Here is a 25,716-nt window from a genome sequence, read left to right as displayed (position 1 = left end):
CGCATAAAAAAATATAATGCAGCAAACTTTAGATTGGATTGATTGGACCGTTTTAATAGCAACCTTAGCAACTATTGTTGGCTATGGAACCTGGAAAACTAGAGGTCGTAAAAACGCAGAGGACTATATAAAAGGAGGTAACACGTCTAAATGGTGGACGATTGGTCTATCCGTAATGGCCACACAAGCCAGCGCCATTACATTCCTTTCTACAACAGGTCAGGCTTTTTCTGATGGTATGGGGTTTGTTCAGTTTTATTTCGGACTACCAATTGCCATGGTTATTATTTGTCTGGTGTTTATACCACTTTACCATCGGCTTAAGGTTTACACGGCTTACGAATTTTTAGAAAACCGATTCGACCTTAAAACCCGAAGCTTAACCGCTATCCTCTTTTTAATTCAACGTGGATTGGCAGCCGGAATTACGATTTTTGCTCCAGCCATTATTCTTTCTGTAGTATTAGGTTGGAATATTGTGACACTCAATATTATTATTGGTCTTTTAGTCATTATTTACACCGTTTCAGGAGGAACAAAAGCCGTAACTGTAACACAAAAACAGCAAATGTTCGTCATTTTTGGAGGAATGATAGCTGCCTTATGTATTATTATTAATCTAATTCCTGAGGAGGTTTCGTTTTCAGATGCAATTGATATTGCTGGTGCAACAGGCAAAATGAAAGTCTTAGATTTTTCATTCGATTTAGAAAATAGATATACCGTTTGGACTGGTTTAATAGGTGGTACTTTTTTAATGCTATCCTACTTTGGAACCGATCAAAGCCAAGTGCAACGTTACCTATCTGGTAAATCTATGAAAGAAATGCAAATGGGTTTACTATTTAATGGTATGCTTAAAGTACCAATGCAATTCTTTATTCTACTTGTTGGTGTTATGGTATTTGTCTTTTATCAATTTAATCCTTCTCCTTTAAATTTTATAGATAAATCAGAACAGACTGTTTTAGCTTCTGAATATGGAGATGAATACCGAATGCTTCAAGATAAACAATCGGTATTATTCTCTAAGAAACAAAAAGTGAGTTTAGCATTATCTAAAAGCACTGATGACCGCTTGAAAACAGAATTATTTCAACTGGATAGTATTGAAAAAACCTACCGTTCTGAATCTAAATTTTTAATTAAAAAAGCAGTTGATGCAGATTACACATCAACATATAATACGCTTAAAAATGAAGTAGAAGCTTTAGAGTCTAATCCGGAAAGCGAAGCCTATCTCACAAAATCAGCAGCACTGACGTCATTGTATAAAGATGCCGCCAAAGACACGCAAACCAATGACAGAGATTATATGTTCATTCGGTTTATTTTAAATAATCTACCAACTGGTTTAATTGGCCTGTTATTAGCTGTTATTTTATCTGCAGCGATGTCATCAACAGCATCAGAAATTAATGCACTTGCAACGATTACAGCGATCGACTTATATGGTAGAAATCAAAAGGAAGACAAAGGCGAAGAGCATATGGTAAAAATGACCAAATGGTTTACGTTTGGCTGGGGAATTGTAGCCATAATTATTGCCTGCTTTGCAGATCTTGCTGAGAACTTAATTCAGCTCGTTAATATTATCGGTTCTATTTTCTACGGAAATGTTTTAGGGATATTCTTACTCGCTTTCTTCTTTAAATACATCAAAGGAAATGCTGTATTTATAGGAGCCTTAGTTACACAAGCCATAGTTGTTACCGGTTGGTGGTTTGATTGGATGCCTTATTTATGGCTGAATTTATTTGGATGTATTGTAGTGATAACAATCGCGAATCTACTACAAGTACTTCTACCTAAGAAAGCTGTATAATGGATGGTAAAACGATTAATTGGGGAATCATTGGAGCTGGAAAAATAGCCTCTAAATTTGCATCCGATTTACAAATGGTTTCAAACTCCAAACTTTATGCTATTGCATCTCGAAATCTAGAAAAAGCAAAACTATTTAGACACGACTATAAAGCGACCATGGCCTATGGAACTTATGAAGACTTAGTCGCAGACTCTAATATCGATGCTGTTTATATTGCGACACCTCATAGTTTTCATAAAGCACATACGGTGTTATGCCTTAACCATAATAAAGCGGTGTTATGTGAAAAGCCGTTTGCTATGAACTTGGAAGAAGTTGAGGAAATGATTCAACTATCAAAAGAAAACAACACGCTTTTAATGGAAGCGCTTTGGACTATTTTTCTTCCACATTATCAATATGTTTTAGATGTACTTCAAAAAAAGCATTTTGGTAATATTATAGAGCTTGAAGCTGATTTTGGATTCCATCCAACCTACAATGAAACCTCAAGAGTTTTTGACAAATCCGTTGGCGGAGGAAGTTTATTAGACATAGGAATTTACCCTGTCTTTGCTGCGCTTTCTACATTAGGAAAACCAAATACTATTGAAGCGGAAGCTCAGTTTTTCGACTCTGGGGCAGATTCAGAATGTGAAATGACGTTTCAATATGAAAATACAAAAGCCGTATTAAAAAGCACACTATTGCAAGAAACCAATACAGAAGCCATCTTTCATTGCGAAAACGGAACTATAAAAATTAATGGGCGTTTTCACGAACCATCTTCTGTAACATTAATTGATCATTTAGGGAATTCTGAATTAAAAGAGTTCGATACTAAAACAATTGGGTATAGCTATGAGATTGAACATTTTAATCAACTCATTAGAGACGGTAAAACGGAAAGTGATATTATGACTTTTGAGAAAAGTAAGCTATTGATTAGCACTCTAGATCAAATTAGAACATTGATTGGCTTAGACTATAGCTAAAATCAATTTATACAAAACAAAAAACGCAACTCCTTTGTTTACTATTAGTAACCAAAGGAGTTGCATTTTTTTTATTTATAAAGAACTAAAGGCTAAAAGCCAAAAGCTAGTAGCTATAAACTACTTAGATCCCCATTCTTTTAGAGAGTCTTCATTCATTTTAACATAGTCAGCATTTTTTGCCTCTTTAGAAGCTGCTAATGATTTTTTTGCAATTGCAATAGCTTCCTTCTTATCTCCTGCTTTAGCATAGATTAAAGATTGCTTACGTAATTGCCAGAACGTTGGTTGTTTTGTCATTGACATAGACTTATCAATCCACTCTTTTGCTTTAGCGATATCTTTACCTTCTTCTAAATTATATACTGCCGCGGCGTAATAATCGTTTGCAGAAGGTCCTGCCATTATTTTATCAATTGCAGCAGTTACCGCTTTATCTGTATGTACTTTAAATTCTACACCAACATAAGTTTTCTCCCACATGATGCCGATAACTGCAGAACTACTAGTAATATCATCAATAGAAATTGTAAACGATTGAATGTCCATTTCTATAGGATAAACTGGTGTCGTTACACGAGCAGCTACTTTAGACTCATCAAATTCAGCTGGCGTACCACCTGCAGCATGTTCTGTGTAAAAAACAACATCCCATGTTTTAGCTTGTGGTATTGTGAAAATTGCATAAGTTCCTGCCTTTACGTCTTTACCTCCAATAGTAACATCATTACTAAATGTAACCTTAGTTCTTGCATTTGCTCCAGTTCTCCATACTTTTCCGTAAGGTACTAGTTCACCAAAAATTGTTCTTCCGCGCATAGCCGGACGAGAATAATCAATAGAAACATCTGTTAAACCAACAACTTGCTCAATTTTAGCAGCAGGACTTGGTTGTGGTGTTTCAATTTGTGCATTTACCGAAAACATTAAAGTTAACGCAAATGTAAAAAGTACTAATTTTTTCATTTTGTTTCGTGTTAAGTGTTGTTTATTAATAAATGTAAAATTACGACTTAACAAAAGCTAGGTATGTTAATGAAATCTTAAAATCAAATAGCTGAAAGCGTTGACAAAAAAAATAATTCAACAAGTAATTTGAATTCTCATCCTTTCATCGTAATATTGCAATATAATAATACAATGATTCATGGGATTGACTAAAACCGAAATTTTCACATTAGAACAAAACCAAATTTCTAGCATCGCTAAAGTTTTTGGACATCCGGCTAGAGTGGCGATTCTTCAACATTTATTTAAAATAGATTCGTGTATCTGTGGTGATTTAGTAGGTGAAATTGGATTAGCACAGCCCACAATCTCTCAACATTTAAAAGAATTAAAAAAAATAGGACTTATAAAAGGAAACATTACAGGCACTAGTATTTGCTATTGTATAGATAAAGAGAATTGGTCTAACATGAAAACAACTTTAACTGCTTTTTTAGATCAAGATCTCGACGACTCTAATACCTGTTGTTAAATAGAATTAAAATAGATACTTATGAAACTATCAGAAATTAAATCAAAATTAAAAGCATTAGACACCATAGCGTTTCAATTACCAAACGGCACCTTAGTACCAAATCACTTTCATGTAACGGAAGTTGGTAAAATATCCAAACATTTTATCGATTGTGGTGGCACTGTAAGAACGGAGAATGTAGCCAACTTTCAATTGTGGGAAGCAGACGACTACGACCACAGATTACATCCTGAAAAACTATTAAATATTATAGAACTTTCTGAAAAAGTATTACATATTGAAGACTTAGAAATTGAAGTCGAATACCAAGGAGATACTATAGGGAAATATGGATTAGATTTTGACGGCACCAATTTTTTATTGACTTCAAAGTTGACCGATTGTTTAGCTAAAGACAAATGTGGTATTCCTGAAAAGAAGCCAAAACTTAAGTTTTCAGATTTACAAAATGAAGGTCCATCTTGTGCTCCAGGTTCTGGATGCTGCTAAACATTAAAATTCTAAAATATCATGCTGTACCAACCAATTAGTAACCAAATAGAGCAACTACAAATTGAAGCTATTTCAGATGAGCGTAAAGCGATTTTACAACCACTCATTAATTACATTCAACTTAAGACAACGGAAAACAACACCGTTAACTTAAATTTTATCTGTACTCATAATTCACGTCGTAGCCATTTATCTCAAGTTTGGGCGCAGGCCATGGCATCTTATTTTGACATTAAAAATGTGTTTTGTTATTCAGGTGGAACAGAAGCCACAGCCTTATTTCCTGTTGTAGCTAAAACGCTTGAAAATACAGGGTTTCAAATTGAAACACTTTCTAATGGTAGCAATCCGGTTTACAGCATTAAATATTCAAAAAACGCACATCCTGTGATTGGCTTTTCAAAAACATTTGATGATGAATTCAATCCGACGTCAACATTTGCGGCCATAATGACCTGCTCTAACGCAGACCAAGGTTGTCCTTTTATTGGTGGATCAGACAAACGAATTCCGATTACTTATGACGACCCTAAAGCTTTTGATAACACTCCACAACAATTAGAAAAGTATAAGGAACGGAGTCTTCAAATTGCTACAGAACTAAAATATGTATTCTCTAACATCACAAACTAATAGCGATGACTGCCATCAAGAAAAAATTAAGCTTTTTAGATAGTTACCTTACCTTATGGATTTTTATCGCCATGGCGATTGGGGTTGGTATTGGCTTTTTCGCCCCATCATTTCCAGAACTTATAGAATCATACAGCAGCGGGACGACTAATATACCTATTGCGATCGGACTTATTTTAATGATGTATCCGCCGTTAGCGAAAGTGAATTATGCACTACTTCCAAAAGTATTTAAAGACGTCAAAGTATTGTCAATTTCATTAGTTTTAAATTGGATTATTGGTCCTGTGTTAATGTTTGTGTTAGCAATTACATTTCTACGCGATTATCCGGAATACATGGTTGGCTTAATCCTAATTGGCTTGGCGCGTTGTATTGCTATGGTTCTAGTTTGGAATGATCTAGCTGAAGGCAGTAGCGAATACGGAGCAGGTTTAGTGGCTTTAAATAGTATTTTTCAAGTCTTTGCCTATAGCTTTTATGCGTATCTATTTATTACAGTACTTCCACCCTATTTTGGTTTTGAAGGTGCTATTGTAGATATTTCTATTGCTACCATTGCTGAAAGTGTGGCGATCTATTTAGGTATTCCGTTTTTATTAGGTATTCTGTCGCGCTTAATTTTGGTGAAACTAAAAGGTGAACAATGGTATACCAAAAAATTTATACCTACCATTTCACCAATGACTTTAATCGCATTATTATTTACCATCGTAGTTATGTTTTCATTAAAAGGTGAATTGATTGTAGAGATACCAATGGACGTCTTAATCATTGCTGTTCCTTTATTAATCTATTTCGCAATTATGTTCCTTATTGGATTTTTCATTAGCAAAGCCATGGGAGCCACTTACGATAAAAATGCAGCCATTTCTTTTACGGCTGCTGGTAACAACTTTGAATTAGCCATTGCAGTTGCTATTGCGGTCTTTGGATTAAACTCAGGACAAGCATTTGCAGGAGTCGTTGGCCCATTGGTAGAAGTACCCGCTTTAATACTTTTAGTACGCGTGTCGTTTTGGCTTCGGAAAAAATACTATTTACCACAAAAAGCTTAAGTCAGATTTGTTTTTCCCTAAGTCTTGTTAAAGTTTGTTTAACTATACGCTTAAATAGTTAAACATAGAGTATCTTTACATTGTAAATCAATTACAATGGCAAAAAAGAAAAACATAACACAAGACGATCTTATCTCATACTATATGGATTATGTATTGACACATAACCATAAACCAAACTCTGTCTATGCTTTTGCTAAAGACAATAATTTTGAAGAACAAAAATTCTATGAATATTTTAGTTCTTTCGAGATTTTAGAGCAATCTATATTCAAAATATTTTTTGATCATACTTTAGTTGTTTTAGAAAAAAGTGAAGATTATCAATCTTTTGATGCACGAAACCAACTGCTTAGTTTTTACTTTACCTTTTTCGAAATATTAACGGCGAATCGAAGCTACGTTGTGCAAGCCTTAGGTTCGGATAAAAATCAATTGAAATCTTTAAAAACATTGTCGCATTTAAAGAAGAGTTTTACTAATTACATCGAACACTTAGACATAAAAACAATTGATCTTAAGGAAGAAAAACTTGAAAAATTGAAAAATAGAGGTCTCAAAGAATCGGCTTGGTTTCAATTATTAGTCACGCTTAAATTTTGGTTAGACGACTCTTCTACTTCATTTGAAAAAACAGATGTGTTTATCGAAAAATCAGTTCAGGCGAGTTTCGATTTAATCGATACCACTCCATTAAAAAGCCTTATGGATTTTGGCAAATTCTTATATAAAGAAAAAATACACTCCAACTAGATGAAAACAATAGACAGCATTCCGATTACTAAAATATCTAGAGCTTCCAAATTGGTTTCAACTGGAGCAAAAGTTGGTGTGAATTATTTAAAATATTACGGCGACAAAATGGTCAACTCAAAGGAAGATGCCAAAGAACGCCTAAATCAAAATAATGCGGAAGACATTTACGATAGTCTGAAAACACTTAAAGGCAGTGCACTTAAAGTCGCACAAATGTTAAGTATGGAAAAAAGCATATTGCCACAGGCCTATGTTGAGAAATTTTCATTGTCTCAGTTTTCCGTACCACCATTGTCACCGCCATTAGTTATAAAAACATTTAAAAAATACTTTGGCAAACATCCCGAAGATATCTTTGACACTTTCAATGCAACTTCAGTCAATGCTGCCAGTATAGGACAAGTCCATATCGCAGAGAAGAATGGGAAAAAATTTGCTGTGAAAATCCAATATCCTGGAGTTGCAGAAAGTATCGCGTCAGATTTAGCGTTGGTAAAACCAATTGCGATTAAAATGTTTAATATTAAAGGGAAGGATTCCGACAAGTATTTTAAAGAAGTTGAAAATAAACTCACAGAAGAAACCAACTACATCTTAGAAATTGCGCAGAGTAAAGAAATTGCGGAAGCTTGCAAACACATCCCTAATTTAAAATTCCCTAACTATTACGAGGAGTTTTCGTCTGAACGTATTATCACTATGGATTTTATGTCTGGCGAACACCTTTCGGAATTTACAGCACATAATACAGACCAAGACAAATCCAATAAACTAGGTCAGGCTTTATGGGATTTTTATATGTATCAAATTCACAAGTTGAGAAAAGTACATGCCGATCCACATCCTGGGAATTTTTTGATCTCTGAAGACAGTAATCTAATTGCCTTAGATTTTGGCTGTATGAAAATTATTCCTGAAGATTTCTACATTCCTTATTTTGAATTAGCAGATAAAGCATGTATTGAAAATCCAAAACGATTTACCGAGAAACTTTATGAGCTCGAAATTTTGAAGAAAGATGATTCTGAAGAAGAAATTAAATTCTTTAGCGCTATGTTTCATGAATTGTTAAGTCTTTTCACTAAACCATTTCATGTTGAAGAATTCGACTTTTCAAATCCTGAATTTTTTAATCAAATCTCAGATATGGGACAGCGCTATTCTAAAAGTACAGAACTCAGAAATATGAATGGTAATAGAGGATCTAAGCACTTTATTTATATAAATAGAACATTTTTTGGATTGTACAATTTAATGTTCGACCTTAAAGCTGAAAACGTACAAATAAATAATTTTAAAAATCTTTAATTAAATATATATAATTGAAAATACTCATCTCAGGCACCACAGGCTATATCGCGAGACGATTAGCGTTACAACTTCTAGAAAACAAACACGAGTTGGTGTGTTGTGTGCGAGATTTAAGTCGTATTCCAGATGAAATTGAAGATAATCCCTTATGCTCGTTTATAAAAGTCGATTTTCTTAAACCAGAATCTGCTGAAATCCCAAAAGATATAGATGCAGCGTATTATTTAATTCATTCGATGTCTACAGGTTCTGAAGATTTTGAAGATTTAGAACGCCAATGTGCACAAAACTTTAAAAACCTTGTAGAGCCAACAGACTGTAAACAAGTTATTTATTTAAGTGGTATTGTAAATGACGCCTCCCTTTCTAAACACTTAAAGTCACGTTTACAAGTTGAAAACACGTTGAAATCTGTACGTTATGCCCTCACCACATTTAGAGCAGGAATTATAGTTGGCAGCGGAAGTGCTTCTTTCGAGATTATAAGAGACATCGTAGAAAAATTGCCATTTATGATTACACCTAAATGGCTAAATACAAAAACACAGCCTTTAGCGATACGCGATGTGCTCAACTTTTTAGCTGGTGGTTTAGGTAAAGAAGAATTATACAACGGCGCTTTTGATATTTACGGTCCTGAGATATTGACTTATAAAGAAATGCTCCTTCAATTTGCAGAAGTCAGAGGATTAAAACGACATATCGTAACCCTTCCTGTGTTAACACCAAAACTCTCATCTTACTGGTTATATTTTGTAACCTCTACATCGTTTCAATTGGCTGCTGCTTTAGTTGATAGCATGAAGGTTGAAGTCATTGGGAAACCGAGTAAAATCAATGAAATCATTGGTATTAAACCCATGGATTATAAAACGGCTGTGGATTTAGCATTTCAAAAAACAGAACAAAATGCCGTGATATCTAGCTGGAAAGATGCCGTAAGTAGCGGACGCTTTAAAGATCAATTATCTAAACATATAGAGTTACCACAATTTGGGTGTTTTACAGATGAAAGACAAAAACCTGTCATTGATGAAAATTTCACTTTAGATAAAATATGGGCTATTGGCGGTAAAAACGGCTGGTATAGTTTTAATGGCCTCTGGAAAATTAGAGGCTATATGGATAAACTTTTTGGTGGTGTTGGTTTGAGACGGGGGCGCACAAGCAATACCTATTTAGAAGCCGGTGATGCCTTAGATTTTTGGCGTGTCTTATACGCGAGTAAAGAAGAAAAAAGACTTTTACTTTTTGCAGAAATGCGCTTACCTGGTGAAGCTTGGTTAGAATTCAAAATCGTAAAAGGGCAATTACATCAAACTGCCGTATTTAGACCTAAAGGCATTTGGGGGAGATTGTATTGGTATTCTGTGTTACCGTTTCATGCCTTTGTTTTTAATGGTATGCTAAACGCTTTGGTAAAAAACAAAGCGCCTAAAGAAAGAAATTCTTAGACGTGTTAGTGAGGTTTTTTCGAACCTAAACACGGCCCCAAAGTTCTCAGTGAAAGTTATAGACTAATAAAGCGACTGACTATACAAGACAGAACGCGAATGCTAAAAAGTGATTAGCCACCTAACGCTTACAGAATGAATTTTATACTCATAATTATCTGTTAATTTTTGTTTAGCAATATAATTAAATGCTTAAACATTTTGTATATTTGAGAAGCTATGATATTAAACACTACACATTCTAATACTGAACATAAAGAAATTATTGCAGACTTAGTTGGCAGTTCTTTTAGTTTGGTACAGAAGTTGACAATGAATGGTGTAGATTCTAAACAAATGATTATTGACAAAGTGAGTCCAAACCTGCAATCTATAATGAATGCAGTTTCGGATCATAATTATGGAAATATAGAGTTGAGACCTAAAGGAATTCTTATAAGGATTAATAAAAGACTCAAACAATTTACTTGGGTTATTCCTTATTACCATCTCGTTATATATAAAATCAATGGGTCTAGTATACATGCACAAGGAAAATTTGTGCATTTTAGAGCTGACAAAACTTTTAAAGAAAACAAGACGTTTTTTGACAAGTTAATTGACGAAAAAGTAAAGTATGATATGCTTTATGCAATGCCTCAAGGACTATGAATTTACAACTTAAGGACATTGACAGAATTATTGAAATGGCATGGGAGGATCGAACACCGTTTGATGCTATTACGTTTCAATTCAAATTAAAAGAACAAGAGGTTATTAATTTAATGCGAAAAGAATTAAAACCAAGTAGTTTTAGATTGTGGCGAACAAGAGTTCAAGGAAGAGCAACTAAACACAGTAAAAAAAGAACGTTTGACGAAGGCAGATTTAAATGCTCTAGACAAAGAACAATAACAAACAACTCTATTTCAAAACGTTAACACGTGCTTTGATTTAAGTTTGGAGTACTTAAAGACAGCACATTAAAAAGATTCTATGATTACAGAAAAAATTTCCAAAACAAATGGTCATAAACTCAGTATCGATGAGATGGGTGACGACCATTTATTTACAGGTTTAGACACCCCTATGAAAGCAAATGCTTTCGAAATGTCTAACACAGAGAAAAAAGAACGCATTTCAATTTTATTTTCAGAAATAATGGATGTTTTGGGTCTCGATTTAACAGACGATTCGTTACAAGGCACACCAGATCGCGTTGCAAAAATGTATATTGAAGAAATATTTTCAGGTTTAGATCCTAAAAATAAGCCACAAGTCGCGCTTTTTGATAATAAATATCAATATAATCAAATGCTTGTAGAAAAAAATATTACCTTCTACTCTAATTGTGAGCATCATTTTGTGCCAATCATAGGAAAAGCACATATCGCTTATAAATCATCTGGAAAAGTTATTGGACTTTCAAAATTAAACCGAATAGTGCAATATTATGCTAAGCGTCCACAAGTACAAGAACGTTTAACCAACCAGATTGCAAACGAACTTAAAACAGTTTTAGAAACTGAAGATGTTGCTGTAATAATAGATGCAAAGCACTTATGCGTATCGTCTAGAGGTATCCAAGATGACACGTCAACTACAGTAACAACATATTACGGAGGCGAATTTAATAATGCTTCAAAAATTTTAGAATTACAAAACTATATAAACAATTAAACTATGGAAACAGTAGAAAAAGCTATAGAATTTGAAAACAGAAAGTTTTCATTTAAAACAACAAGTGACAGAATTATGGCGGCAAGAGAGGCAAAAGACCTAATCTTAGAAGTCAACGAATTATACAAGGAAAAGAAAGACGCCAAGTTAATGGACTTAATGAAGCGTCTAACAGTTATAAAGCAAAAAATTGAAAAACGTTTAAAGGGACGACCGTTAACTGCTACCTCATAATAGGTTATGAAACGGTTAATAGTTATAGGAGGAAGCAAAGGTATTGGCAAAGCAATTGTTATAGCTTTGCTTTCTTTTTATGATGAAATTGTAAATATTAGCAGAACAGCACCAGAAGAATCGCATCCTAACTTAAAACATTACAATTGCGACATTCTAACAGATGAATTACCAGACATAAACGAAGCTGATGGCTTAGTGTATTGTCCTGGAAGCATCAACTTAAAGCCAATTAACCGGTTAACTGTAGACGATTTTAAAAATGATTTTGAAATCAATGTTATTGGCGCTATTAGAGCTATTCAGAAATACATACCAGCTTTAAAAAATGGAACACACCCCTCAATTGTACTTTTTAGTACAGTTGCAGCCAAACTTGGCATGCCTTATCACGCCAGTGTAGCGGCTTCAAAATCGGCAGTTGAAGGTTTAACAAAATCATTAGGAGCAGAATTAGCACCTCTCATAAGAGTCAATGCTATTGCACCAACGGTAACGGATACAGAATTGGCTTCCAAATTATTACGCAACGAACGTATGATTGAAAATATGAACGAGCGCCATCCGCTTAAGAAGTATTTACAACCAGAAGAAGTTGCAGGTATGGCCGCATTTTTATTATCTGATAAAGCAGCATCCCTATCTGGTCAGATATTTGAAATGGATTGCGGCATTGTAAGTTTTAAATTGTAGAAATACTTTTAGTTAAGGCAACTAGATTATCATTAACACCATAATAAAATGATGACGACAGCAACACAACCACTTTACGATATAAAAATCAATACCTTACAAGGAACGCCTATAGATCTACATCAGTTTCAAGGTAAAAAAATTCTATTTGTAAACGTGGCGTCCAAATGCGGATTTACATCGCAGTACAGAGATTTACAAAATTTACAAGACACTTACAAAGATACACTAGTTATTATTGGTGTGCCTTGTAATCAATTTGGAAAACAAGAACCAGGAGAAGCTAGCGAAATACAAGAGTTCTGCGAAATCAATTATGGTATCACATTTTTAATTACTGAAAAGATTGACGTAAAAGGCGAAAATCAACACCCTTTATATAGTTGGTTGACCAAAGAATCTAATAACGGCAAGCAAAACTCTACCGTAAAGTGGAATTTTCAGAAATATTTAATAGACGAAAATGGTGAATTCCTAAATTACTACTACTCTATTACTAGCCCTACGAGTTCAAGACTATTGAAGTATTTAAAATAAATAACTATGTTCGGATTATTTAAGAAACCATCGGAAGCCGATAAACTTCAAAAACAATATGAAAAACTTATGGCAGATTGGCATAAGCTTTCTACAACGAACAGAGCTGAAAGCGACAAAAAATATGCTGAAGCCCAAACAATAGCTGATAAATTGATAAATTAAAATAATCATAAGGTGAAAAAAATATATCTCTTTATACTGTTTCTAATAATCAATTTTGGTGGACTTGCACTGGGAAGTTATTTTATGGGTGACGCCATTACAGGCGAGTGGTATTCAAATTTAAATAAAGCGCCTTGGACTCCACCAGGTTGGGTATTTGGAGCGACTTGGACACTCATTATGATTTGTTTTTCGGCCTATCTCAGTTATTTATTTACCATCAGAAATTCAAAATTTGTCATAAGTATATATACCATCGCCGTGGTATTGAATGTCAGTTGGAATTACCTGTTTTTCAATCTACAACTCCCAAACTTAGCTTTTATAAATATCATAATATTAACGTTGGTAATTATCTACTTCTTTATCACGTTTGGAGATGATAGATTAACTCGATTAAAATATCTATTGCTTCCTTATATTATTTGGCTTTGCATCGCCACGTCTTTAAACGGCTATGTTGTTTTTAACAATTAGTTTCGATTTCTGGTCAACGACCTAGTTTTACCTTTGTGAGCCTCTCATTTTATGCTTTAACCCATCACCTATTTATTCTTTTTGACTTTTTATAATACGCTATGAAAATATACACCCTACACAAAAAACAAAAACTTCCCATTTCAGTTGAAGAAGCTTGGACGTTTTTATCTAGTCCTGCGAATTTAAAAGTAATCACACCGGATTATATGGGATTTAACATCCTTTCTGGAGCAGACAAGCCTATGTTTCCAGGTCAAATCATTCAATATATTGTCACGCCTGTTTTAGGCATTAAAACCAAATGGGTAACAGAAATTACACATGTTAAAGACCGTGAGTATTTTGTAGACGAACAACGTTTTGGACCTTATGCGCTTTGGCATCATAAGCATTTTATAAAAGCAATTGAAGGTGGTGTTGAAATGGAAGACATAATAGATTATAAATTACCAATGGGAATTTTAGGACAACTTGTTCATCCGTTTTTAGTACAACCAAAACTGGAAGAAATATTTAATTATAGAACCCAAAAATTAGAAGCCTTATTCGGAACGTACACTAATTAAAAACAATCACACCTGCTGCATTCAATCGCAAATTAAATCTACATTTTAAATGAGTAAAAAAACGAACATATTTTGGTTTAGAAGAGACTTAAGGTTAGATGATAATCGTGGGTTTTATGAAGCGTTACGCGGAGACCACCAAGTACTTCCAATTTTCATTTTCGATACGGAGATATTAGAACGCTTACCTAAAGACGATGCGCGCGTGACGTTTATTCATCAAACGCTTCAAAATATGCGGCAAACATTACAAGATGAACACGACAGTAGTATCGCTATATTTCATGACAAACCTGAAGTTATTTTTGAGCAATTAATAAAAGGTTACGAGATTGAAACGGTCTATACCAATCACGATTACGAACCGTACGCCAGGGAACGTGATGATAAAATTAAAACGTTTTTAGAGCAGCATAATATTGAATTCAAAACATGTAAAGATCAAGTCATTTTCGAAAAAAATGAAGTCGTAAAAAAGGATGGCGATCCGTATTTGGTGTACACACCTTATATGCGAACTTGGAAAGAAAAATTTAAAACTATTAGATTAGAAATTTACTATACCAATTCGTATTTAAATAATTTAATTGCACATAGTCGATTACCTAATCTCAGTTTATCAGACATTGGTTTCGAAAAATCTAGTCAAGAAATTACAGATTATGAGGTGACTCCGACATTGATTCAAGAGTATGAAGTCACACGAAACTTTCCTGCTAAAGATTCCACATCGCGTCTAGGTCCGCATTTACGTTTTGGAACCGTTAGCATTCGCAAAATGGTAAAAAAAGCGATTGTAGAACAGAATGAAATCTTTTGGCAAGAATTGATTTGGCGCGAATTTTTTATGGCAATTCTATGGCATTTTCCACAAACTGTAGACCAGGCTTTTAAACCAAAATACGATCGTATTGAATGGCGTAATAATGAAGATGAATTTAAAAAATGGTGCTTAGGAGACACAGGTTATCCGCTAGTAGATGCTGGGATGCGACAGCTTAATGAAACGGGTTTTATGCACAACCGTGTCCGCATGCTTGTTGGTAGTTTTTTATGCAAACATTTATTAATTGATTGGCGTTGGGGTGAAGCCTATTTCGCTGAGAAATTACACGATTACGATATGGCCAGCAATGTTGGCAATTGGCAATGGGTTGCTGGTTGTGGAGTTGATGCTGCTCCGTATTTTAGAATTTTTAATCCCACGACGCAGATTCAGAAATTTGATAAAAATCACGAGTACATAAAACATTGGGTTCCAGAATATCAAGAACTCACCTATCCTCAGCCTATGGTGGATCATAAAGCGGCAAGAGAACGTTGTTTAAAAACCTACAAAACAGCCCTAAATTAATCAAATTGTTAAAATAATTCAGATTAATTATAATAAACATCAAAAAATAGCGTTGTTATATACAAGACTGTTAACGTCTTAGCTGAAATAACCATTTCAACAAACAATTTTAAAAGCTCTGATTAGTCTTCAGAGCTTTTTTATTTTTAGGGATTAAAGAACCAAAACCCTATTTTATAAAAGACAACAAACTTTTTCTTAACTTTAAAGCACGAATCAAAAATTGGAACATTATGAATACATGGGGAGTTGCTAAAAAATGGAAAGAAATGTGCGAAAAAGGTAATAACCTGGATTGCATTAACGAGCTATATGCAGAGAATGTGGTAAGCCGAGAGATGCCTGGAATGCCAGGTGAAGTTGTAACCGGAAAACAAAACGTTTGGCAAAAAAGTAAAGCATGGATAGACAATGTAGAAAACATTCATTTCAGTAGTATTAGTAATCCCTTAGTCGCTGGTAATTTTTTTACGGCTAAAATGGATTACGATTGTACGTTTAAAGATAAGGGCAGACAAAAAATACAAGAAGTTTGTGTGTATGAAGTTATAGATGGTAAAATAACGAGTGAGCAGTATTTTTATTAGACTAAGTAATTCATCTAATTAAATAAGCTATTAGTAATACCTATCCACGAACGAAAAACCTGAAATAAAAAAAGCTTCAAGATGTAACTTGAAGCTTTTACTTTATATAAATGGTTATCATATTACTTCAAAAAACAAAGTAATTATAACAGTTGTATTAATTACCTTCTACACGTTCAATCTTAGCTCCAATAGCTCTTAAACGTTCGTCAATATTTTCATAACCTCTATCGATCTGTTCAATATTATGAATGGTAGATGTGCCTTTTGCAGACAATGCCGCGATTAATAAAGAAACACCCGCTCTAATATCTGGTGAAGTCATTGTTGTCGCTTTTAATGTCGATTTAAAATCGTGCCCAATAACTGTAGCTCTGTGCGGATCACAAAGAATAATCTTTGCGCCCATATCAATCAGTTTATCAACAAAGAATAAACGACTTTCAAACATTTTCTGGTGCACAACCGCTTCTCCTCTAGCTTGGGTTAAAACCGTTAGAATAATACTCAATAAATCGGGTGTAAATCCTGGCCATGGCGCATCTGCAATGGTTAAAATAGAACCATCAATAAAGTTTTGTACTTCATAACCATCCGTATGTGCTGGTATGTAAATATCATCACCGCGACGCTCAACCGTAATTCCTATTTTTCTAAATACGTTAGGAATTTGACCTAAATCATCCCAACTTACATTTGTAATAGTCAATTCACTTTTTGTCATCGCAGCCAAACCAATCCAACTACCAATCTCAATCATATCTGGCAACATTCTATGCTCTGTTCCACCTAAAACATCAACTCCTTCTATCACTAATAGATTAGAACCAACGCCTGAGATTTTAGCTCCCATACGGTTTAACATCTTACACAATTGTTGTAAATACGGTTCGCAAGCGGCATTGTAAATGGTTGTTGTGCCTTCTGCTAAAACAGCAGCCATAACAATATTAGCTGTACCGGTAACTGATGCTTCATCTAAAAGCATATAGGTTCCTTTTAGCTTTTTAGCTTCAACTCCATAAAATAACTCTTCCTTATTATAACGGAATTTAGCTCCAAGATTAATAAAGCCTTCAAAGTGTGTATCTAAACGACGACGACCAATTTTATCACCACCTGGCTTAGGAATATAGCCTTTGCCAAAACGTGCTAATAACGGACCTACTATCATAATAGAACCTCTTAGACCTTTACCGTCTTCTTTAAACTCTTCAGATTCTAAATACTTTAAATTGAGGTCATCTGCTTTAAAGGTATAAGATCCTTTACCTAGCTTATTAATTTTAACACCCAATTTCTTTAATAAAGCGATCAGTTTATTAACATCAATAATATCTGGAATGTTATCTATCTTAATTTCTTCTGCAGTTAAAAGCACTGCACATAAGATTTGTAAAGCTTCATTTTTTGCTCCTTGAGGTTGAATTTTACCTTTTAATTGGTGACCTCCTTCAATTTTAAATGTACTCATACGTTTTTAGTAACGTTTCCTGTTGTTAGTATATTTTTTCTTATTCGAAGATGTATTCTTTTTGTTGGTGCTGCTTTTACTACCATATTTAGATTTGGTACGCAATAAACTTGTAGCATCACTAAGATCTTCTTCTGTATTTTTTAGATCAATTTTACCATTTGAAAGTTCAAATAGATGATTATAAATAACATCATCTTCAACCGTGTCTTTGTTCCAATTAAGGAAACACTTCTTCATATGATTAGCAATAGTATACGTTAGCGCTTCTTTTAATTCGCCATCGTCCCAACCTACAGCAACATCAATCATGGTCTTTATATTATTACCATAAAAACGATACTTCGGGAAATTCTGAGGGTATTTTAGAGGCTCTGGCCTGGCTTGTATTTCTTCTTGCGATGGTTCACCATATGGTGCATCTACATCAATTTCAAAATTGGCCATTATAAATAGCTGATCCCATAATTTGTGTTGAAAATCGGGCACATCTCTTAAATGTGGTTGTAGATTTCCCATTACAGCAATAATCGCCTTCGCTATTTTATTACGTTCTTCTTTAGTTTCGCGAGACTTAGCGTAATTAATCATCTTTTGAAGATGACGTCCATATTCTGGTATAATTAAATGCTCGCGCTCTGTGTTGTATTCTAAATCGTCAATCAAAATTGTAAAATGTGTGTAGTATATAGTTTTAACCTGAAGTCTCTAGGTTTTGTTGCAAAGTACAAAAAAATACGAAGTTTAAAAGCATTTTTATAAGGAAATTACACCGTCAACATTTTCGGCTACATCCTTATATTTTGCAATGACTGCCTCAGGATTTTTCATATTGACATTAATAGAAACACTCGTGTATTTTCCATTCTTAGATTCTGTAGTGGTAATAACAGCTCCTAAATTATCAAAAAGCGCCTCAATATGATTCACTCCCGGTCCTTCAGAAAGCACAATAAATTTGTATAAATACTCCGATGGCCAAAGGGCTGTATCGTAAAGTTGTGATTTTAATTTTTCGTAAAATTCGTCTGTTTTTTTAGAATTATCCATAATGAAATTTTTCAGTTGTAAAGATACGTTTAACTTTACATTTTTATCTGTTATTTTTACATCAAAAATTTTGCCAATTTGAATCCAAAAAAAGTCGTTATCGCAGGTGGACCAGGAACTGGAAAAACCACAATTATCAATAAATTAAAAGAACGTGGGTTTTTATGCTACGATGAAATCTCTAGACAAATTACCTTACAAGCTAGAGAAGACGGTATTGAACAGCTCTTTTTAACAGAGCCACTTTTGTTTAGTGAGAAACTTTTAGAAGGTAGAGCTAAACAATTTACAGATGCTGAAAATGAATCTGAAAACGTTGTTTTTTTAGATAGAGGTTTACCAGATGTTATTGCCTATATGGATTATATTGGTGATACGTATCCTAAGCATTTTGAGGAAACTTGCGAAAGTCATAACTACGACTCCATCTTCATTTTAGCACCTTGGCAAGAGATCTTTACAAGCGATAGTGAGCGTTATGAAAATTTTGAAGAAGCCATTGAAATCCATCACCATTTATTAAAAACCTACAAGCGTTTTGGTTATCATTTAATTGACGTACCTTTTGGAAGTGTAGAATCTAGGGTTGATTTTATTTTAGAGTCCTTAAATTTGCAGTAATGCATCCTATAGAAGTTTTAGAACGGTATTGGCATCATACGTCTTTTAGACCGTTGCAAGAAGAAATTATCACTTCGGTTTTAAACCGTGAAGATACCTTTGCGCTCTTACCAACAGGTGGTGGTAAATCGGTTTGTTTTCAAATTCCGGCACTAATACAAGATGGTATTTGTATCGTTATTTCTCCTTTAATTGCTTTAATGAAGGATCAAGTCAACACTCTAAAAGCAAAAGGGATAAAAGCCATTGCGCTAACTTCGGGCATGTCTTATAAAGATCTAGACACCCAATTAGATAATTGTATTTACGGTAATTACAAGTTTTTATACCTCTCGCCTGAACGTTTACAACAAACTTTAGTACAAGAACGCATACAGCAAATGCGCGTAAATTTAATTGCTGTGGACGAAGCACATTGTATCAGTCAATGGGGAAATGATTTTAGACCGGCTTACAAAAACATATCTGATTTACGACAAATGCATCCACATGTTAATTGTATTGCATTAACAGCAACTGCAAAACATAATGTGGTAGATGATATTGTTGACAATCTCGATTTTATAAATCCCAACATCTTTAAAGCGTCTTTTACCAGACCAAATATTGCCTATGATGTTATTCATACCGACGACAAATTATTTCAGCTAGAACATCTATTAAAAAAATACGATGGCTCTTCAATTATATATGTCAGAAACCGTAGGGCTACGTCTGATATTCATAATTTTATTACCGCTAAAGGCTTATCCTCCACATTTTATCATGGAGGCATTACCAACAAAGAAAAGCAAGAACGTTTATACCAATGGACCAACGGTCAGAAACAAATTATGGTGGCGACCACGGCCTTTGGAATGGGAATAGACAAAGCCAACGTCAAATCTGTTATTCATATTAATTTACCAGAAAGCTTAGAGAGTTATTACCAAGAAGCCGGACGTGCAGGAAGAGATGGAGAGTTAGCGCATGCCATTATCTTAAAACAACATGTTGATGAAGACCATCTTCGCAATCAATTTTTAAGCACCTTACCATCTGTTGCTTTTGTAAAAACCGTTTATAATAAGTTGTGTAACTATTTTCAAATCTCTTATGGTGAAGGCGAAAACACACTGCATCAATTCGATTTTAAATCCTTTTGCAGTCATTATAAACTAAACGCAAGTATCACTTATAATGCTTTACTGTTGTTAGATCGTAACGCCATTATAACGTTGACGCAACATTTTAACTTTAGGACTAAAATTCAATTTATAACCACAAATGCAGTCTTGTTTCAATACTTAGAAACGCATTTAGATTTAAACATTTTAGTAAAAGTACTCTTAAGAACTTATGGTGGTATTTTTGATTATGAGACTAAAGTAAATCTCAGTTTGGTGGTTGATAAAGTAAAACTTTCAGAAAAGGAAGTCATTACACAATTGCAGCGTTTAGAAAAGGATGAAGTCATTAGCTTACAAATGGCCAATACGGATTCTGAAATTACATTTTTGAAACCGCGTGAAGATGACATTACCATCAACCCTATTGCAAGAACAATTAAACAACAGCACACCTTAAAACATCAACAAATTGAATCTGTTTTACATTACGTTAAAAATGAAGCCGTTTGCAGAAATCAGCAGCTCCTACTCTATTTTGGAGAAAAGACGACTAAAAATTGTGGTATATGTTCGGTATGTGTAGCTAAAGCTTCAAACACAAATGAATCTATAACATTTCAAATTATAAAAGCATTGCAAGATGAAGCGCTATCTTCGCGCCAATTATTACAGCATATTAAATGTTCTGAACATATTCTTTTAAAAAGCCTTTCAGAACTTATAGAAATCAACAAAATAAAATTAACACACGCTAATACTTACACACTTGTATGACAAATAAACGTGATTTACGCATTGTATTTATGGGCACACCCGATTTTGCGGTGGCCACACTAAAAGCGCTTATAGATAACGACTATAAGGTTGTTGGAGTGCTTACAGCTCCAGATAGACCTGCAGGACGTGGCCAAAAGCTTAGAGCCTCTGCAGTAAAAGAATTCGCTTTAGAACATCAATTGAATATACTGCAACCTACAAACTTAAAAGCAGAATCATTTCTTGAAGAACTAAAAGCTCTAAATGCTAATTTACAAATTATAGTAGCGTTTAGAATGTTACCAAAAGTGGTTTGGCAAATGCCAGAATACGGAACATTCAATCTTCACGCCTCATTACTTCCTCAATATAGAGGTGCAGCTCCAATTCATTGGGCTATAATTAATGGAGAAACGAAAACGGGAGTCACTACATTTTTTATAGATGAAAAAATAGACACAGGTGCTATCATTCAGAGTGTAGAAACAGCAATAGGATCTACAACAACCGTTGGCGACTTACACGATGAATTAATGGCTATAGGAAGCGAATTGGTTATTAAAACGGTAGCACAGATTGAAACGGATTCTGTTACCACAACAATTCAACCTCAAACAGACGATTTAAGAACGGCTTATAAACTTAATCGTGATAATTGTAAAATAGACTGGACACTACCTATAGACACCATATACAATAAGATTAGAGGCTTAAATCCTTTTCCGGCAGCTTGGTGTTATTTAGATAATGATGAAAAGAAACCCGTATCTGTAAAATTATATGCTGTAGAAAAGCAAGAAGAACACCACCAACATGCCAATGGATTTATAATGACTTCTAAAGACGAACTAAAAGTCGCCTGCCAAGGAGGTTACATAAAAATATTAGAAATTCAGCTTCCAGGAAAGCGAAAAATGGAAGTCAAATCCTTATTAAATGGGTTTAATTTTTCTGAATCCGCAAAACTGCTGTAAACCCTTATTACCATTGGTTTTACAAAAAGTCCGATGAAATACATTGGCTTTATTAACAAATGTCCTAAGTTATTAACAATAAGCCGTATTTCCCTTGCTATTACTTGCGTAGCTTAATATTCCTAATAATTTTGTGTACGGATTTTAAAGAACTCTTAATTTTAAGATCAAAATTTTAACAATTTAAATTTAATATTATGAACAAAACAGATTTAATTAATGGAATGGCAGAGAATGCTGGAATTACTAAGGCAGCTGCTAAAAAAGCATTAGACTCTTTATTAGTTGACATCGAAGGATCTTTACAAAAAGGTAACAGAGTATCTTTAGTAGGATTTGGTTCTTGGTCAGTTTCTAGAAGAGCTGCAAGAGACGGAAGAAACCCACAAACAGGAAAAACTATAAAGATCAAAGCTAAAAATGTAGTAAAATTTAAGGCAGGTTCTGACTTAAGTAGCGCTGTAAACTAAGACATTTTTTGTTTTACATACACAACCTGCTCATTGAGCAGGTTTTTTTTATGCGTTAACTTAAAAATTTTACAACAATTAAATTCTGTAATTTTAAATTAAAAATTGCCACTGTTTTTTTATTCTATTACACTGTGGTAGATTTAGATACCTCTAAAATTAAGCTAAATTACAACTTCGACAAAAAGACTTAAAGCAAACACTTATAATTACTACATCAGACATTATTATGCGTATTAGTTGTTTTTTTAACAAAAAAAACATAGATTTAGTAATAATAACTTTATAAAAGCCAGAATGAACAAGCCCGAAAAAGGCAATTTGCTAATTGCCGAGCCATCCATTATCGGTGATATTTCATTTAATCGTGCTGTGATTCTCTTAGCGGATCACAATGCCTTAGGTTCAGTTGGTTTTATTTTAAACAAACCTTTAAATTACAACCTTAAAGACCTTATAGAAGGTACTGAATCGGAATTCCCAGTATATAACGGTGGACCAGTAGAACAAGATAATCTCTATTTTATTCATAAATCACCAGAACTCATACCAAATAGCATTGAGATATCTCATGGTATTTTTTGGGGAGGAGATTTTAGTATTGTATTAAACTTAATTAACAAAGGTAAAATCTCTAGTAGTGATATTCGTTTCTTTTTAGGGTATTCAGGCTGGGATGAGCAGCAACTAGACAATGAGCTAGAGTCTAATGCTTGGCTGGTTTCTGAGAATATCTATAATAACGAAATCATCTCTAAGCCCTGTAATTCGTTTTGGCGCGAAAAAATGTTAGAACTTGGTGGCGATTATAGCATATGGTCTAACGCACCAGAGAATCCTAGTTATAATTAGGGCTTTGAACTTGAAACTGAACTTGAAGTTGAAGTTGAAGCTGAAATAGGTTTCCAAGAATATTTTTACGCATTGAGGCTAAGAACCTTACACAACATACCGCGATAAAAAAAAGCACTTCACTAGTATAAACTACTCATGCTTACAACTAGATATTTACACACCCAAATAATCATTTAATGGTGTAGATCCAACAGCTTCAGACGCAACGATTTTAAGAAATAATGAGCAAGATTTATCATTAAATACATATATCAACGATGGGATGATAATTCCTTTAAAATTCCAAAGACAATAATGCATTAGCGAATGGTGCTTTAGCAAATGCGAAAGTATTTAGGACTTCTTCTTTAATAAAACAGAAATTCAGGAACTAAAATGAATAACTAATTAACAGTCCTAATAATTGACAAATAGCTCTACGATAACAATCGCAACTTAGCATTAAGCTTATTCACTAAGCTCTGCGCAAAATCGCTACTATACGCCTTTTTACGGTAGTTTGTAATAGGCACAATCCCCTTAATAACATTAGTAATAAACAATTCATCTGCTTTTTGAAGTTCAAACGGACTAATAGACGCTTCTTCTACAACGACATTAACATCCTTTGCTAATAGCTCTAGTATTTGCTTTCTCATAATACCTTTAAGACAGCCTTCTTCCAAAGGCGGTGTTTTAATTTTGCCATCTTTAACTAAGAATAGATTCCCATTTAAAGCTTCAATAACGCTTTTGTCGGTATTTAAGATTAAACAATTATCTAAATCATTTTCTTGGGCATAGATACTACCAATAACCTGAATGGCTTTATTATTAGACTTTAATCCAGATAATAACCCAGGGGCCACAAAGTAATCTTTATATAAATCGACAACGCAATTAGCATCGGTATCAATAGTATAAAACGGATTATGGTGTGGTTCTGCACCGATATTAAAATGAACCTGAGCTGTATTAGAAGGTAAATATTTACCACCTTCTCCTCTATCTACATTTATTCTAACCCGCGCTGAGGCATGTAACAAATCATTAGCCTCTAAAGTTTTTAGAATTTCGGCCTCTAAGAATTCCATAGTAAAATTCATAGGAATATCCATTCTAAGAATACGCATAGACGCCATCAGTCTAAAATAATGATCTTCCCAAAAGAAGATTTTACCATTAACCACTTTTAGAGTTTCAAAAAGGGCATCCCCATATTTGTAACCTCTATTTTCAGTGTTAAGTTTAGAATCTGTTTGCGTGCGCAGTGTACCGTTAAAATTTATCATAAAAAAAAGTCTCGATTTAGTTTTAAAATTAAATCGAGACAAAGATATGATAGATTATTTTCTTATGGCTTATGCAGAACCTAAAACTTGTTTAAGGCTAGAGATTTGATTGGTCCAAAGCATCTTACCTTCTTCAATTTCATCGTCTTCAGCAAAGTCTGTAATCATTAAAGAAACATCTTTTGTGATTTCATCGACCTGTATGCGTATTTCAAAAAAGGAAGCAGATCCTTCTTCATCGTCATGTAACCAGCGAAACTTTACACGCTCGCCACTTTTCTTACTTAACAGTTTAGCTTGTTCTTCTGAGCCATCCCAAATAAAAGTAAACAATTCTCCTCGCGAATTAACGTTATCGGCAAACCATTCTGATAAGCCCGAAGGTGTTGATATGTAAGTATATATTAGGGCTGGTGATGCTTGAATCACAAACTCCATTTCGTATTTTTCTTTATCGTCCATATTGCATTGTATTATGTGCTCAATATATACAAATATCCTTGAGTTTTAAACTTTAAATTAAATTTATTTTTTTTAGTTTTTATTGTTTGCTGTCGTAGAAAATGTTTTTATATTTGCAGCCGCAATAACGCACATGTTCAGATTGCTTATTTGATCCTTTATATGTGAATTGCAAATTATGGCGAGGTAGCTCAGTTGGTTAGAGCGTTGGATTCATAACCCAGAGGTCACGAGTTCAAATCTCGTTCTCGCTACAACAGTAAAAGTCTAGCACGGAAGTGCTGGACTTTTTTTATGCGTTGCGCTGAAGCGCGCTTCAAAGGGATCAAGACTAAAAGTTGTGTTTAAGCAAAAATGGTTGTTAATCTAAAAAGGAAAAATTCTATATTTTTAACACCTCTAAACTGTGC

At 34.0% G+C, this 25,716-nt stretch carries 31 protein-coding genes and 1 tRNA gene; 26 read left to right on the top strand and 6 right to left on the bottom strand.

Annotated elements, in window-relative coordinates; genetic code table 11:
- Positions 1–16 precede the first annotated feature (16 nt).
- Together HM984_RS15865 and HM984_RS15860 are read left to right on the top strand one after the other, a co-directional pair.
- The gene (locus HM984_RS15865) at positions 17–1,825 is read left to right on the top strand and encodes a sodium:solute symporter family protein (RefSeq protein ID WP_115809516.1); all 1,809 of its coding nucleotides are present in this window, start codon (positions 17–19) and stop codon (positions 1,823–1,825) included.
- The gene (locus HM984_RS15860) at positions 1,825–2,802 is read left to right on the top strand and encodes a Gfo/Idh/MocA family protein (protein ID WP_179349878.1); all 978 of its coding nucleotides are present in this window, start codon (positions 1,825–1,827) and stop codon (positions 2,800–2,802) included. Before HM984_RS15865 ends, HM984_RS15860 begins: the two co-directional genes overlap by 1 nt.
- Before the next feature lie 120 nt (positions 2,803–2,922).
- Here HM984_RS15860 and HM984_RS15855 read toward each other — a convergent pair whose 3' ends face one another.
- On the bottom strand, positions 2,923–3,768 hold the full coding sequence (locus HM984_RS15855) for a DUF2911 domain-containing protein (protein ID WP_179349877.1): 846 nt from the start codon (positions 3,766–3,768) through the stop codon (positions 2,923–2,925).
- A 181-nt stretch (positions 3,769–3,949) separates the two neighbouring features.
- On the opposite strand from HM984_RS15855, the gene HM984_RS15850 reads away from it, so the two are divergent.
- From HM984_RS15850 to HM984_RS15765, 18 genes are all read left to right on the top strand, one after another.
- Positions 3,950–4,282 carry an ArsR/SmtB family transcription factor gene (locus HM984_RS15850; protein WP_179349876.1) on the top strand — a complete coding sequence of 111 codons (333 nt, stop codon included), beginning with the start codon at positions 3,950–3,952 and terminating at the stop codon, positions 4,280–4,282.
- Between the two features lie 21 nt (positions 4,283–4,303).
- Positions 4,304–4,774, top strand: coding sequence for a DUF6428 family protein (locus HM984_RS15845; RefSeq protein WP_179349875.1), 471 nt, complete (start codon positions 4,304–4,306; stop codon positions 4,772–4,774).
- A 21-nt stretch (positions 4,775–4,795) separates the two neighbouring features.
- Positions 4,796–5,410 carry an arsenate-mycothiol transferase ArsC gene (locus tag HM984_RS15840; RefSeq protein ID WP_179349874.1) on the top strand — a complete coding sequence of 205 codons (615 nt, stop codon included), beginning with the start codon at positions 4,796–4,798 and terminating at the stop codon, positions 5,408–5,410.
- A gap of 5 nt (positions 5,411–5,415) precedes the next feature.
- A complete protein-coding gene (gene arsB, locus HM984_RS15835) occupies positions 5,416–6,468 on the top strand; it encodes an ACR3 family arsenite efflux transporter (protein WP_179349873.1) in 1,053 nt (350 codons plus the stop codon).
- Between the two features lie 96 nt (positions 6,469–6,564).
- Positions 6,565–7,221 carry a TetR family transcriptional regulator C-terminal domain-containing protein gene (locus HM984_RS15830; RefSeq protein ID WP_179349872.1) on the top strand — a complete coding sequence of 219 codons (657 nt, stop codon included), beginning with the start codon at positions 6,565–6,567 and terminating at the stop codon, positions 7,219–7,221.
- Positions 7,222–8,532, top strand: a complete 1,311-nt coding sequence (locus tag HM984_RS15825) for an ABC1 kinase family protein (RefSeq protein WP_179349871.1) — start codon at positions 7,222–7,224, stop codon at positions 8,530–8,532.
- Positions 8,533–8,546: 14 nt separating this feature from the next.
- Positions 8,547–9,989 carry an SDR family oxidoreductase gene (locus HM984_RS15820; protein WP_179349870.1) on the top strand — a complete coding sequence of 481 codons (1,443 nt, stop codon included), beginning with the start codon at positions 8,547–8,549 and terminating at the stop codon, positions 9,987–9,989.
- Between the two features lie 219 nt (positions 9,990–10,208).
- Positions 10,209–10,640, top strand: a complete 432-nt coding sequence (locus HM984_RS15815; protein ID WP_179349869.1) for a hypothetical protein — start codon at positions 10,209–10,211, stop codon at positions 10,638–10,640.
- Positions 10,637–10,909, top strand: coding sequence for a TIGR03643 family protein (locus HM984_RS15810; RefSeq protein ID WP_179349868.1), 273 nt, complete (start codon positions 10,637–10,639; stop codon positions 10,907–10,909). The genes HM984_RS15815 and HM984_RS15810 overlap by 4 nt, the downstream gene beginning before the upstream one ends.
- A gap of 55 nt (positions 10,910–10,964) precedes the next feature.
- Positions 10,965–11,648, top strand: a complete 684-nt coding sequence (folE, locus tag HM984_RS15805; RefSeq protein ID WP_179349867.1) for a GTP cyclohydrolase I FolE — start codon at positions 10,965–10,967, stop codon at positions 11,646–11,648.
- A gap of 3 nt (positions 11,649–11,651) precedes the next feature.
- Positions 11,652–11,882, top strand: a complete 231-nt coding sequence (locus HM984_RS15800) for a hypothetical protein (RefSeq protein WP_020894382.1) — start codon at positions 11,652–11,654, stop codon at positions 11,880–11,882.
- 6 nt (positions 11,883–11,888) lie between these two features.
- Positions 11,889–12,575 carry an SDR family NAD(P)-dependent oxidoreductase gene (locus tag HM984_RS15795; RefSeq protein ID WP_179349866.1) on the top strand — a complete coding sequence of 229 codons (687 nt, stop codon included), beginning with the start codon at positions 11,889–11,891 and terminating at the stop codon, positions 12,573–12,575.
- A 48-nt stretch (positions 12,576–12,623) separates the two neighbouring features.
- On the top strand, positions 12,624–13,112 hold the full coding sequence (locus HM984_RS15790; RefSeq protein WP_115809488.1) for a glutathione peroxidase: 489 nt from the start codon (positions 12,624–12,626) through the stop codon (positions 13,110–13,112).
- A gap of 6 nt (positions 13,113–13,118) precedes the next feature.
- Entirely contained in the window at positions 13,119–13,277 is a 159-nt protein-coding gene (locus HM984_RS15785) for a Lacal_2735 family protein (protein ID WP_179349865.1), read from the top strand.
- 12 nt (positions 13,278–13,289) lie between these two features.
- Complete coding sequence (locus HM984_RS15780; RefSeq protein ID WP_179349864.1) at positions 13,290–13,754, top strand: TspO/MBR family protein; 465 nt, start codon at positions 13,290–13,292, stop codon at positions 13,752–13,754.
- A gap of 101 nt (positions 13,755–13,855) precedes the next feature.
- Complete coding sequence (locus HM984_RS15775; RefSeq protein WP_179349863.1) at positions 13,856–14,323, top strand: SRPBCC family protein; 468 nt, start codon at positions 13,856–13,858, stop codon at positions 14,321–14,323.
- Positions 14,324–14,372: 49 nt separating this feature from the next.
- Positions 14,373–15,677, top strand: coding sequence for a cryptochrome/photolyase family protein (locus tag HM984_RS15770; RefSeq protein ID WP_179349862.1), 1,305 nt, complete (start codon positions 14,373–14,375; stop codon positions 15,675–15,677).
- 233 nt (positions 15,678–15,910) lie between these two features.
- The gene (locus HM984_RS15765; protein WP_115809478.1) at positions 15,911–16,264 is read left to right on the top strand and encodes a nuclear transport factor 2 family protein; all 354 of its coding nucleotides are present in this window, start codon (positions 15,911–15,913) and stop codon (positions 16,262–16,264) included.
- 157 nt (positions 16,265–16,421) lie between these two features.
- On the opposite strand, the gene murA is transcribed toward HM984_RS15765, so the two are convergent.
- From murA to HM984_RS15750, 3 genes are all read right to left on the bottom strand, one after another.
- Positions 16,422–17,738, bottom strand: a complete 1,317-nt coding sequence (gene murA, locus HM984_RS15760) for a UDP-N-acetylglucosamine 1-carboxyvinyltransferase (RefSeq protein ID WP_179349861.1) — start codon at positions 17,736–17,738, stop codon at positions 16,422–16,424.
- Positions 17,739–17,744: 6 nt separating this feature from the next.
- Entirely contained in the window at positions 17,745–18,404 is a 660-nt protein-coding gene (locus tag HM984_RS15755) for a DUF4290 domain-containing protein (RefSeq protein WP_115809474.1), read from the bottom strand.
- A 90-nt stretch (positions 18,405–18,494) separates the two neighbouring features.
- Entirely contained in the window at positions 18,495–18,788 is a 294-nt protein-coding gene (locus HM984_RS15750; RefSeq protein WP_179349860.1) for a DUF493 family protein, read from the bottom strand.
- A gap of 78 nt (positions 18,789–18,866) precedes the next feature.
- On the opposite strand from HM984_RS15750, the gene HM984_RS15745 reads away from it, so the two are divergent.
- The 5 genes from HM984_RS15745 to HM984_RS15725 all read left to right on the top strand — a co-directional run bounded on the left by HM984_RS15745 (position 18,867) and on the right by HM984_RS15725 (position 23,570).
- Positions 18,867–19,409, top strand: coding sequence for an AAA family ATPase (locus HM984_RS15745; protein ID WP_115809470.1), 543 nt, complete (start codon positions 18,867–18,869; stop codon positions 19,407–19,409).
- On the top strand, positions 19,409–21,292 hold the full coding sequence (locus tag HM984_RS15740; RefSeq protein ID WP_179349859.1) for a RecQ family ATP-dependent DNA helicase: 1,884 nt from the start codon (positions 19,409–19,411) through the stop codon (positions 21,290–21,292). The genes HM984_RS15745 and HM984_RS15740 overlap by 1 nt, the downstream gene beginning before the upstream one ends.
- On the top strand, positions 21,289–22,248 hold the full coding sequence (fmt, locus tag HM984_RS15735) for a methionyl-tRNA formyltransferase (RefSeq protein WP_179349858.1): 960 nt from the start codon (positions 21,289–21,291) through the stop codon (positions 22,246–22,248). The genes HM984_RS15740 and fmt overlap by 4 nt, the downstream gene beginning before the upstream one ends.
- Before the next feature lie 197 nt (positions 22,249–22,445).
- Positions 22,446–22,718, top strand: coding sequence for an HU family DNA-binding protein (locus HM984_RS15730; RefSeq protein ID WP_008271173.1), 273 nt, complete (start codon positions 22,446–22,448; stop codon positions 22,716–22,718).
- A 297-nt stretch (positions 22,719–23,015) separates the two neighbouring features.
- Positions 23,016–23,570, top strand: coding sequence for a YqgE/AlgH family protein (locus HM984_RS15725; RefSeq protein WP_179349857.1), 555 nt, complete (start codon positions 23,016–23,018; stop codon positions 23,568–23,570).
- Between the two features lie 419 nt (positions 23,571–23,989).
- Here HM984_RS15725 and HM984_RS15720 read toward each other — a convergent pair whose 3' ends face one another.
- Together HM984_RS15720 and HM984_RS15715 are read right to left on the bottom strand one after the other, a co-directional pair.
- Positions 23,990–24,844 (bottom strand): aminotransferase class IV, encoded by an 855-nt coding sequence (locus HM984_RS15720; RefSeq protein ID WP_179349856.1) that lies wholly within the window; start codon positions 24,842–24,844, stop codon positions 23,990–23,992.
- Positions 24,845–24,913: 69 nt separating this feature from the next.
- Positions 24,914–25,306 carry an START-like domain-containing protein gene (locus HM984_RS15715; protein WP_115809461.1) on the bottom strand — a complete coding sequence of 131 codons (393 nt, stop codon included), beginning with the start codon at positions 25,304–25,306 and terminating at the stop codon, positions 24,914–24,916.
- 180 nt (positions 25,307–25,486) lie between these two features.
- Between HM984_RS15715 and HM984_RS15710 the strand changes: the two genes are divergently transcribed.
- Positions 25,487–25,560, top strand: a tRNA-Met gene (locus HM984_RS15710).
- Positions 25,561–25,716: the final 156 nt, after the last annotated feature.

The sequence above is a fragment of the Winogradskyella pacifica genome, assembly GCF_013403915.1.
In the GTDB taxonomy this organism is placed as follows: domain Bacteria; phylum Bacteroidota; class Bacteroidia; order Flavobacteriales; family Flavobacteriaceae; genus Winogradskyella; species Winogradskyella pacifica.
This window is presented reverse-complemented; position numbering and strand designations above follow the sequence as displayed.